This is a genomic window from Streptosporangium fragile (assembly GCF_039534445.1).
Classification (GTDB): Bacteria; Actinomycetota; Actinomycetes; order Streptosporangiales; family Streptosporangiaceae; genus Streptosporangium; species Streptosporangium fragile.
The window spans coordinates 1-10550 of sequence record NZ_BAAAVI010000095.1; the positions used below are offsets into that span (position 1 = coordinate 1).

The following is a 10550-nucleotide window of genomic DNA, read 5'->3' on the forward strand; positions in this document are numbered from 1 at the left end:
GCCGGGCCGCCGCGTGCTGCCGCGCCGACCGCCCCGCGGCGGGCCGCGGCCCCGGGCAGGTCGCGCTCCTGCTCGGCGACGGGAGCGCCCAGCCGGTCCCCGCTCACCTGGACGGTCATCCGGGTGCCGCGCACCTCGGCCGTCACGTTGTGCCAGGCGTCGAACCGGAACCCGGGCGGCAGCGCGGTGACCGACTCGCCGCGGCTCCTGCCGCCGATCACCACGTCGGTCACCAGCGCGCCGCGGTCCCTGTCCAGCCAGGCGACGACGTGGTTGTTGCGGTTCACGTGGGCGACCGTCAGCCCGGCCGCGCCGGTGCCGGAGGCGACCCGCAGGTCCGCCTCCGCGCGCAGGTCCGCGGGAGCCTTCCCGGACGAGACCAGGTACGCCGGCTCGTCGCCGCTCCCCGTGTGGGTGACGTACCCGTGCGCGTCCTGCTCGTCGGCGACCGACCAGCCGTTCCGCCCGGCTCCCTCGGCCCGCCAGCCCGCGAGGGAGCCGTCGTTGAACGTGCCGCCGGCCGCCCACGAGGTGACCGGAGCGGGCTGGTCGCCTTCCGAGGGCCCGGCGCCGGCGCGGACCACCGGCCAGCCGTCAATCCAGTCCAGCCGGTCGATCAGCATCGGGCGCCTGGTCAGCTTCAGCCGGCCCTGGTCGGCCGGCTTCAGGTCCGGATCGTCGGACGGGATGCCGTGGTAGACCAGCCAGTCCTGGCCGGACAGGTCGGTCTGGAACCCGTTGTGGCCGGGGCCGATCCAGCGGTTGCCGTTGGCACCCGCCACGATGGCGCCCTTGCTGGTCAGCTCCATCAGGCCGACGCCCTCGTCGTCCGTGAACGGACCCGTCGGGCTGGTCGCGCGGCCGACCTTGACCTGGTAGCCGCTGTACGCGCCGTCGCAGCACCCGGCGTCGGAGTAGAACAGGTAGTAGTAGCCGTCGCGCCGGACGACGAACGCGCCTTCCATCCGGCGTCCCCTGGCGATCTGGGTGACCGCGCCCTCGGTCCGGGTCAGGTCGCCGTTCATCTTCGCGACGCAGATGACGTCGTAGCTCCCCCAGTACATGTAGGGGGTGCCGTCGGTGTCGGTGAACTGCGCCTGGTCGATGTTGCCCGTGGGGCAACCGCTCGGGGACGGCAGCACGGCGCCCGCGTCGGTCCACGGCCCCGTCGGGGTGGGCGCCGTCGCCAGCCCGACGGTGTTCCGGCCCGGCACCGAGTAGTAGAGGTGGTAGCGGCCGCCGGCGTACCGGATGTCCGGCGCCCAGAGCCGTGAGCCGTTGTGCCAGGCGGGCCGGGTCGCCGGGGTGAAGACCTCCCCGGCGTACTCCCAGGTCACCATGTCACCGGAGCGCAGGATCGGCAGGATCCGCTCGCCGTCCTCGCCCCTGCTCTGGAAGACGGGGTTCTGCGTGCCGTAGGCGTACCAGAACCCGTCCTTGCCGCGGATCATCGCCGGGTCGGGGAAGGTGTCGACCACGCCCGCCGTCACCGGGTTGGCGTACGTGCCCGCGGTGTGCGTGCCCGCGGTGTCCGTACCCGCGGTTTGCGTGCCCGCGGTGTGCGTGCCCGCGGCCGGTGCCGCCTGCGCGGCCGGGGAGGGGGCGGTGACGAGCCCCCACAGCAGCGTGCCGACGCCCAGCAGGAGCGTCGCGGATCTCCGGGTCAATTCGTCGTACCCTCCGGTTCGAAGGAGCTCAGGCTGGGGTCGTAGTCGGAGGCGCCGATGTCGTACATCGACGTCATCCAGTGGTAGAAGTTGTCGCCGCGCTCGCGGAGCAGGTCGTAGAGCCGGCGCATGAGACGCCGTCGCACGGGCTGGAGCTCCCGGTGCGAGTACCTGTTGACGAGCTCGTGCGGGTCGTCGAGCAGGTCGTACAGCTCGTTGACCGACTCGGGGTTGACGACGAGCTTGTAGCGCTCATCGCGGATCATTCGCTGCGGGTAGGGGAAGTGGTGCCCGTGGAACTCGGCGACCAGTTCGGCGGGCCAGTCCGGCCGCTCGCCGCGGACGAGCGGCACCAGGCTCCGGCTGTCCACCGCGGGGGAAGGGTCGCAGCCCGCGAGGTCCAGGATGGTCGCCGTGCAGTCGGTGAGGGTGACGAACTCGTCCCTGACCTGCGGAGCCGCCCCGGGGATGCGCACGATGCCGGGGATGCGATAGATGTCCTCGTACATGGCCGGCCCCTTGTCGTGCAGGCGGTGGGCGCCGGTGAACTCGCCGTGGTCGGCGGTGAAGAAGACCGATGTCCGGTCGGTGAGGCCCAGCTCGTCCAGCCGGGTCAGGATCCGGCCGATCTGCTCGTCGATCAGCGTGACGTAGCCCCAGTAGACCGCGATCAGCTTGCGGGTGACCTCGATCGGGATGGTGTCGAAGGTCCAGTGCGCGCTGTAGTTGCGCTGCACCGGCGGTTTGCCGTCGAAGGTCTCGGCGATCGACGCGGGCAGCTCCACCAGGCCGGGGTCGTAGAGGTCGAAGTACTCATCGGGCAGCAGATACGGCAGGTGCGGTCCGAAGAAGTGGGTGGCCAGGAAGAACGGCCGGCCGGCCGCCGCGTACCGGTCCAGGTGCTCGATGGCCCGGGTCGCGAGGTAGTGCTCGAACGTCGCCTCGACCGGCTGGTGCAACCGCGCGGCCAGCAGGTTGCCCGGATTGCCGTTGGGCGTGGTGCCGCGGATCGGCTCGGAGATCCGGTACGGCGGCAGTCCCCGCTCCTCCAGGTACGCCAGGTAGTCGGGGTGGTCGACCGGATTGTGCCAGCCGGGCAGGTCAGGCCCGTCGAAGCCATACGACGCGGCGTTGCGGTGCGTGCCCCCGTGCCACTTGCCGATCAGGCCGAGCTGGTAGTCCCGCTCCCGCAACGCGGTGGGGAAGGCGAACGCGTCCTCGCGCAGGTCCTCCAGGTAGCCGACGTTGCGCTCGTAGTTCGCCAGCAGCCGGTGCCGGAACGGCGCCTGCCCGGTGAGCAGGCTGGCCCGCGCGGGCGTGCAGATGGCCGTGGGCGTGTAGAACCGGTCGAACCGCGTGCCGGTCGCGGCCAGCCGGTCGAGGTTGGGCGTGGCCACGTGCGGGTTGCCGTAGGCGCCCAGCGTGTCGACGCGATGCTGGTCGGTCATCAGGAACAGCATGTTCACTTGGTGAACGCCTTCGTGTAGAGATCGCCGGTGTAGTACGTGGAGGGGTCGGGCAGCGAGGGGAGCTTGCCGGTGCCGACGAAGAACTCGCCCAGGCTGTTCAGCCACGTGGCGACGGTGCCGTCCTTGGTCTTGGCGACGAGGTCGGCGGTGGTCATCGTCTGCACGTTCGCGGCGTCCGCCTGCACCTTGGCCTTGTCCACCTTGAGCAGGGCTGCGGCCTCGCCGATCGCCTCGTCGGGGTGCGCGGCCCGCCAGTCGTTGGCCTGCTGCAGCACCTTGATCACCTTTTCGGTGAGCGCCGGGTCCGTCTTCGTGCCCGCGACGAACGCGGTGGGGAAGGAGTTGTCGGGGAACTGCCTGGTGCTGGCGACCTCCGTCAGGCCGGGCTTCTTCGCCTTGATGGTGTCGATCAGCGGGTACCAGATCCCGGCCCCGTCGATCTGCCCGGACACGAACGCGGAGACGACCGTGGACGGGTCCATCGGCACCTTCTGGATGTCCTGGGTGGTCATCCCCGCCTTCTGGAGCGCGAGGTTGAGCACCATCTCGCCGGACGTGCCCTCGGGCACGCCGACCTTCTTGCCCCGCAGGCCCTCCATGGAGGTGATGCCGGGCTGGGCGATGACCCGGTCGGCGTACGCGAGCGTGTTGATCGCGATGACCTTGGCCTTTCCGGAGGCGGGCAGCCACATGGCGCCGGGGCCGATGTAGCCGAAGTCGAGGTCGCCGGCGCCGAGCGCCTGGATCTGCAGCGGGCCGTTGGTGAAGACCTTGACCTCCGCGGTGAGCCCCTGCTTGTCCCACAGGCCCTGCTTGTCGGCGATCGCCAGCAGGCTCGCCCCGTTGAAGTCGCTGATGTAGCCGAAGCGGACCGTGGTCTCGTCGGAGGAGCAGGAAGTAACGGAGAGTGTCATCACGGTCACCGATGTGGCGGCTATGAGGGCGCGACGAATCACACGCATGGCGGGGTGTTCCTTTCGAGAACTTCGAGAGTTCGAGAAGTTCGAGGGCGGGTCGCGGGTCGGGCGGCGGGGGTGGTAGGCGGGGCGGGTCGCGGGTCAGGCGGCGGGGGTGGCCGGCGGCTGGTGGTAGACGGAGTGCCAGACGTCGTTGCGTATCGCGCCGAACTCGGGAGAGAGCCGCATCTCCTCGGTCCGCGGGTAGGGCAGGTCCACGTCGACGATCGTCTGGATCCGGCCCGGCCTGGCGGCCATCACGACCACCCGTCTGGCGAGGTAGACCGCCTCGTCCACGTCGTGGGTGATGAACATGACCGTGCGCCGCTCCTGGCTCCAGGTGTGCAGCAACTGGTCCTGCAGTTGCACCCGGGTCAGCGCGTCCAGGGCTCCGAACGGCTCGTCCATGAGCAGGACCTGCGGGTTCACCGCGTACGCGCGGGCGATCGCGCAGCGCTGCTTCATCCCGCCGGACAGCGTCCTCGGCAGCGCGTCGGCGAAGTCGGCGAGCCCGACCAGCTCGATGGCCCGCTCGGCGCGCCGCCTGCGTTCCTCGGCGGGGATCGCGGCCAGCCTCAGTCCGAACTCGACGTTCTTGCGCACGGTCAGCCAGGGGAACAGCGCGTACTGCTGGAAGATCACGCCGCGGTCGGGGCCGGGCCCGGTGACCGGCGCGTCGTCCACCAGGACCTCGCCGGCCGTGGGGCCGACCAGCCCGGCGGCCATGCTCAGCAGCGTGCTCTTGCCGCAGCCGGACGGCCCGACGACCGTGACGAACTCCTGGTCGGCGATGTCCAGCGAGACGTGGTCGAGCGCGGTGAAGGTCGCGTCCTTCATCGGGTAGGTCTTGACCACGTCCTTGAACGAGATCTTGTTCTTCATCGGCGCTCCTGCCAGCCGGTGAGGCGTCGCTCGGCGAGCAGCAGCAGCCGGTCCATCACCAGGCCGAGCACACCGATGGCGATCAGCCCCACGAAGATCGTGGAGAGGTCGTAGTAGAGCTGGGCCTGCTGCATGCGGAAGCCCAGGCCCTCCTGGGCGGCGATCAGCTCGGCGGCGACCAGGGTGCCCCAGGCCGAGCCGAGCCCGATCCGCATCCCGACCAGGATGAACGGGGTGGACGCCGGGATGACGACCTTGAGGAAGATGGTCCGGTCGGTGGCGCCGAGCACCCGCGCGGCGTTGATCAGCGTGCGGTCCACGTCGACCACGCCCTGGAAGGCGGCCACCACGCTGGACAGGAACGCCGCCAGGAAGATCACGAAAACCTTCGGCACCTCTCCGATGCCCAGCAGCACGATCGCCAGGGGGATGATCGCCAGGGGTGGGATCGTGCGGAAGAACTGGACGTACGGTTCGAGCAGGCCGCGCGCCGTGGGGTACCAGCCCATGAGGAACCCGACCGGGACGGCCAGCAGGGTGCCGAGCGCGAAGCCGAGGAAGACCCGGCGCAGGCTGGCCAGCACGTCCTGGAGCAGCGTGCCGTCCGCGATCAGCTCGCCGGCCCGCGCCGCCACCGCGAGCGGTCCGGGCAGGCCCTGCACGCCGACCGACGACAGCAGCGCCCACCCGGCCAGGCCGATCGCGACCGCGGTCAGATTGAGCACGATGGAGCGACGAGGGCGCCGTACGGTACGCCGCCCGTCCGGTCGCGCGGACGTCTTCTCGGGAGCGATGATCACGGTCATGGATGCCTCGACTGGTTCATGAGTCCTCCGCGGGGTCCGGCTCCGTCGCCGGGTACCGGGACAGCAGTGGTGATTCGTGCAGCACCAGGGCGATGCCCCCGAGTGCGCCGGCCGCCTCACCGAGCGTCGCCCGGCGAAGATGCACCCTGTGCCGTGAGATCGGCAGGATGTGCGCGCTCAGTGCCTCCTCGACGGGCCCGATGAGCGCCGCGCCGGTCGCGGTCAGCTCGCCGCCGATCACGATCACACCGGGGCCGATCGCGTTGCACAGCGCGGCGAGCACGATTCCGATCCGGGTGCCGACGTCCCGCAGCAGATCGAGCGCCACGGCGTCGCCGGACTCCAGCGCCGCGACCAGGGCGGGGACGTCGTCCGCGCGCCCGCCCGCGACGTTGTAGGCGTCGAGCACGGCTCTGATCGAGGCCACGGTCTCCAGGCACCCGGTGCCGCCGCAGTCGCAGCGCGCGCCGGCCGGGTCGACCGTGATGTGCCCGAACTCGCCGGACAGCCCGTACATGCCGCGGTGGAGTGAGCCGCCCACCACCAGCCCGCCACCGACACCGTGGGACAGCCGCAGGTAGAGCACGTCCTGGCCGCCGGCCGCCGCGCCCCATATCGACTCGGCGAGCGCGGCGAGCCTGGTGTTGTTGTCCACCAGCACCGGCACCCCGAAGCGCTTGCGCAGCAACCCCGGCAAGCCGTCCAGACGGCGGGCGCTCGCGGCCCCGTCGCCGGGGTCGCCAACCGGCCCCACCACGCCCACGCCGATCGCGTTGAGCGCGCCGAGCCGCAGCGCCCCTCCGGTCAGCGTGCCGACCAGGCGCTCGGCGAGCTCGACCCGGTCCTCCCAGGGCAGGTCCGCCGCGTGCGGCTCGCTCGCCGATCCGACGATCTCGTGCGCGAAGTTGACGGCGGCCACGTGCACCGCGCGCCGGGCGAAGTCGATGCCGATCGCCTGCCCGGCGTCGGGATTGAGGGTCAGCGTCTCCGCGGGCCGGCCACGCCCGCGCGGGGCCGTGTCCTGGGCCGAGGTGACGACGGCGCCGCCGGCCAGCAGCACCGTGAGGATGTCGTGGAGGGTCGTGCGGGACAGTCCGCAGCGCTTGCCGAGTTCGCTCCGGCTGAGCGGGCCGTGCCTGCGCAGCAGGTCGAGCACGAGCTCCTCGTGCCCGCGCCGGAGCTGTGACAGAGGGCCACCGCGAGGTTGCATGACGCAAAGTGTGCCGATCGCTCTTGATTTTCGTCAATAACCCGAAAAAAATGACTCACAACCGGGACACGCCACGGTGAACAGCAAAACCGCAGGCCAGGCCGGCGACCGACGGGATGGCGGACACGCGCACAACATTCGCGTAACGGGGCCGCCACACCCTGTCGCCACCCGCCCGGCCGTCGGCGGGCACCGATGGCGGGTGCCGATGGTGGGCACCGCGGCCCACGCGGGGTCGCGTCCCCGGCCGCGGCGACGGCGCCGACCGGCGGAACCGTGAGGAGGTCGTGAAGGTCGCACGCGACGGCCCGGGGCGACCGCCGGGTTCACCCCGGCCGGGCGGGCCGTGCCCGCGCGGCGAGCCGGACGGATCACGCCCGCGCGGCAGGCCGGGCCCGAGCTTCTCGCGCCCACGGCGGAGCCGGGGCAAAGGATCCCCTGATTGCCACATGACGGAAAGCATGCATATCAGGTAGGTTTTATGTCAATAGGACGGAAAAACGCTCGCACCGTCCTGTGCCGCAGTCCCCCGCGCGTGTGAGGATCGCCGTGACCAGTCCGTCCTTCCCCGGCCCCACCCCGTCGGCCCGGCCGCCGACCATCCGCCGCTGTTGGGCACCGCGCACCCGGCATTGCGCACCCGGCATTGCGCACCCGGCGCCGGCCGCCAGGTCAGGCCGCCGGGTCAGGCGTCGCGGGCGCAGCGGAAGCCGAGGTTGCCGGTGGTGCTGTCAGGGGTGTTGCTGCTGCGGGCGGCGACGCGGTACCGGTTGCAGTAGGAGTGGTGGCACAGGTAGGAACCCCCGCGTATGACCTTGGCGGTGCCGGTGGCCGGGCCGGTGGGGCCGGTGCGCGGGGTGGCCGTGTGCTCGGTGCCCCACCAGTCGGCGCACCATTCCCAGACGTTGCCCGCCACGTTGTACAGGCCGAACCCGTTGGGCTCGAAGGCGTTCACCGGCGCGGTGGCGGGATAACCGTCGTCGGCGGTGTTCTTGGTGGGGAATCGGCCCTGCCAGATGTTGCACCGGTGCTCGTCACCGGGGGTGAGCTCGTCACCCCACGGGTAGCGGCGCTGCTCCAGGCCACCGCGGGCGGCGTACTCCCACTCGGCCTCCGTGGGGAGCCGGGTGCCGGCCCAGCGGCAGTAGGCGACGGCGTCGTTCCAGGACACGTGGACCACGGGGTGGTCGGCGCGTCCGTCGAGCCCGCTGCCCGGCCCTTCGGGCGCCCGCCAGTACGCTCCGGGCACCCCGCACCACCACGGCGTCTGGTCAGGGCGTGACGCGCCGCGGCGGAGCGCCGCGGGCAGGAACCCGGCGAACACGTACGACCAGCCGAAGCGCTCGGCCTCGGTGACATGGCCGGTGTCATCCACGAACCGGGCGAACCGCCGGTTGGTCACCGCGTAGGCGTCGATCCAGAAGGGGGCGAGGGTGACCTGCCGGATCGGGCCCTCACCGTCCGCGGGGAAACCCTCCGCGTCCTCGGTGCCCATGAGGAACGATCCACCCGGCAACGGCACCATGCCCTCGGTGCTCCCCGTCTGGGGGGTGGACGCGAGTTCGACGGAGACGGTGTCCCCGCCGCGTGACGGCGAGCAACAGGCCTTCGCGTGTGGCGTGGCGTCCCGCATGCGGTCTTCCCGCGGCAGATCCTCAAGCACCCGGCAATGATATGTAAACAGTGCGGTACATATTCGTCGGCCGACGCGGACGGGCGGCACGAGCGGCCGGCGGGCGGCACGGCCCCGCGCGGTCCCGCACCGGTTCGCCATGCCGGTTCGCCGGCGGCCGGCCCGCGCGACCGGGCGGGCACGGGGTGCCCGATCGGCCGGGCGGGTCCGGCAACCGGTCCGCCCCGCCCGGCGACCGGAGACGGCGGCGATCATCCGGCGCCCGCCGCCGCGCCGGCCCCACAATGGGGACGGAGGTGCTCACGGACCATGGTGATCGTGCAGAGGGTGGTCGTCCGCTGGGGCAAGCAGGGGCGCGGTGCCGCCGAGGCGACGCGGCGCCGGGCGCTGCCCGAGGCGTTCCCGCTGCCGTCCTCGCTGCCCGAGGGCCCGCTGGTCCTGCACGACGTGACCCTCGACGAGGCCGGCGGGTACGCCCCGGTCGCCAGGGTCGTTGCGCATCCGCTGCCGCACTGGACGGCCGGGCTGCGCCTCTCCCCCACCCCGGCGGCCGAGGGGGACCTCCGGATCCGGGTGGAGCGGATGCCCGTCGGCGCCTCCTACCCGCGTCACCGCCGCGCCGGCCGGATCTTCCTGCTCACCCCCGGGCAGCGGGCCCGGTACCGGGCCAACTTCCGGTTCACCGGCTGCCAGTGCGCCGCCGCCTGGCACTTCGAGCAGTGGACGGTCGGCATCGGCCACACCACACCGTCGCCGGACCTCTTCCTCGCCGGCGGTTTCGACGCCGAGGTCGACGACCGGGTCTCCCTGTACGGCGGGCGGTAGGGCCCCGGCGGCGGCAGGGCGTCAGACGGCGGGGACCTCGGAGATCATCTGGAAGGCCGCGGCGGATCCGGCGGCGGCCGCCTCGATCGCCCCCTGCGCCTCGGTGGTGAGGTCACCGGCCGCGTACAGGCCCGGCACGCTGGTCCTGCCGGTGCCGTCGACCTTGACGTAACCGTCCTCGCCGACGGCCAGGCCCAGGCGTTCGGCGAGGCGGGAGACCAGCGGCACGGGCCGCTGGGCGAGTTGCCAGAGCAGGGTCTGCCGGGCGACGACCGTGCCGTCGGCCAGCTCGACCGCGTACAGGTAACCGCCGGTGTGGCGCAGCCTGCGGATCCTGCCCTCGACGACCTCCGCCTCCCGGCACTCCTCCGGCACGGTGCCGTCGAACAGCACGATGACGTCGCGGCTCCAGGCGCAGAACCCGGTGGCCGCCTTCCTGGCGAACTCCGGATCGTCGGTCACCACACCCCAGGTGCGGTCGCGGTTCTCCCATCCGGCGCAGAACGGGCAGTGGATGATCGTCTTCCCCCAGCACTCGGCGAAGCCCTCGACGTCGGGGTGGACGTCGACCATGCCCGTGGTCAGCAGCACCTGCCGGGCCCAGACCGGTTCGCCCGCGTCGGCGTCGGCGTCGGTTTCCGTTCCCGTTCCGGTTCCCGTTCCGGTTTCGGTTTCGGTGAGGGTGACGGCGAAGCCTCCTTCCGGCACCGGGGTCACGTCGGTCACGGTGGCCTCGCGGCGCTCGGCCATGCCGTACCTGTCCAGGTCCGCCCAGGCCCGGCGACGGTACTCGGCGGGGCTCACGCCGTCGAGGCCGACGACGCCGTGGACGCCCGGGGAGGCGGCGTTGCGGGGCGGCTCGGGGGCCTCCGCGACCAGCACGCGGCGCAGGGACCTGCTGAGCGCCATGGCAGCCGTCAGCCCGGCCGGCCCACCGCCGACGATCACCACGTCGTAACGCTGCACGGTGACCTCCCCTCCTCCCTGGCCGTCCCGCCCGGCCCGGGGTCGCCGACCCCGGGACCGGGCCCTCACGTTCCGCATGCCCTACCCGGCACAGGGCACCGTAACCAGGTGGGACACATCGGAACGGACGGACCGG

9 protein-coding genes are annotated in these 10550 nt (G+C 72.1%); 1 reads left to right on the forward strand and 8 read right to left on the reverse strand.

Going from position 1 to position 10550, the window contains the following annotated elements:
- The 7 genes from ABD841_RS36725 to ABD841_RS36755 form a co-directional block, all read right to left on the reverse strand.
- Positions 1–1667 (reverse strand): family 43 glycosylhydrolase (locus ABD841_RS36725; protein WP_344981357.1); only part of this gene is annotated, 1667 nt, incomplete at its 3' end.
- Positions 1664–3127, reverse strand: a complete 1464-nt coding sequence (locus ABD841_RS36730; RefSeq protein ID WP_344981399.1) for a sulfatase family protein — start codon at positions 3125–3127, stop codon at positions 1664–1666. The genes ABD841_RS36730 and ABD841_RS36725, both read right to left, overlap by 4 nt.
- A gap of 2 nt (positions 3128–3129) precedes the next feature.
- Positions 3130–4050 (reverse strand): aliphatic sulfonate ABC transporter substrate-binding protein, encoded by a 921-nt coding sequence (locus ABD841_RS36735; RefSeq protein ID WP_344981359.1) that lies wholly within the window; start codon positions 4048–4050, stop codon positions 3130–3132.
- Positions 4051–4194: 144 nt separating this feature from the next.
- Positions 4195–4974 carry an ABC transporter ATP-binding protein gene (locus ABD841_RS36740; protein WP_344981361.1) on the reverse strand — a complete coding sequence of 260 codons (780 nt, stop codon included), beginning with the start codon at positions 4972–4974 and terminating at the stop codon, positions 4195–4197.
- On the reverse strand, positions 4971–5780 hold the full coding sequence (locus ABD841_RS36745; protein ID WP_344981363.1) for an ABC transporter permease: 810 nt from the start codon (positions 5778–5780) through the stop codon (positions 4971–4973). The genes ABD841_RS36740 and ABD841_RS36745 overlap by 4 nt, the downstream gene beginning before the upstream one ends.
- A gap of 16 nt (positions 5781–5796) precedes the next feature.
- Complete coding sequence (locus tag ABD841_RS36750; protein WP_344981365.1) at positions 5797–6990, reverse strand: ROK family transcriptional regulator; 1194 nt, start codon at positions 6988–6990, stop codon at positions 5797–5799.
- A 685-nt stretch (positions 6991–7675) separates the two neighbouring features.
- Positions 7676–8623: a formylglycine-generating enzyme family protein gene (locus ABD841_RS36755; protein WP_486389211.1), complete on the reverse strand. Its 948-nt coding sequence runs from the start codon at positions 8621–8623 to the stop codon at positions 7676–7678.
- 309 nt (positions 8624–8932) lie between these two features.
- On the opposite strand from ABD841_RS36755, the gene ABD841_RS36760 reads away from it, so the two are divergent.
- Positions 8933–9448 carry a hypothetical protein gene (locus tag ABD841_RS36760; RefSeq protein ID WP_344981369.1) on the forward strand — a complete coding sequence of 172 codons (516 nt, stop codon included), beginning with the start codon at positions 8933–8935 and terminating at the stop codon, positions 9446–9448.
- 21 nt (positions 9449–9469) lie between these two features.
- On the opposite strand, the gene ABD841_RS36765 is transcribed toward ABD841_RS36760, so the two are convergent.
- The gene (locus tag ABD841_RS36765) at positions 9470–10414 is read right to left on the reverse strand and encodes an NAD(P)/FAD-dependent oxidoreductase (RefSeq protein ID WP_344981371.1); all 945 of its coding nucleotides are present in this window, start codon (positions 10412–10414) and stop codon (positions 9470–9472) included.
- Positions 10415–10550: the final 136 nt, after the last annotated feature.

Coding starts and splice junctions, on each gene's coding strand:
- ABD841_RS36730 (WP_344981399.1), bottom strand. CDS start 3,127: ATGCTGTTCCTGATGACCGACCAGCATCGCGTCGACACGCTGGGCGCC.
- ABD841_RS36735 (WP_344981359.1), bottom strand. CDS start 4,050: ATGACACTCTCCGTTACTTCCTGCTCCTCCGACGAGACCACGGTCCGC.
- ABD841_RS36740 (WP_344981361.1), bottom strand. CDS start 4,974: ATGAAGAACAAGATCTCGTTCAAGGACGTGGTCAAGACCTACCCGATG.
- ABD841_RS36745 (WP_344981363.1), bottom strand. CDS start 5,780: ATGACCGTGATCATCGCTCCCGAGAAGACGTCCGCGCGACCGGACGGG.
- ABD841_RS36750 (WP_344981365.1), bottom strand. CDS start 6,990: ATGCAACCTCGCGGTGGCCCTCTGTCACAGCTCCGGCGCGGGCACGAG.
- ABD841_RS36755 (WP_486389211.1), bottom strand. CDS start 8,623: ATGCGGGACGCCACGCCACACGCGAAGGCCTGTTGCTCGCCGTCACGC.
- ABD841_RS36760 (WP_344981369.1), top strand. CDS start 8,933: ATGGTGATCGTGCAGAGGGTGGTCGTCCGCTGGGGCAAGCAGGGGCGC.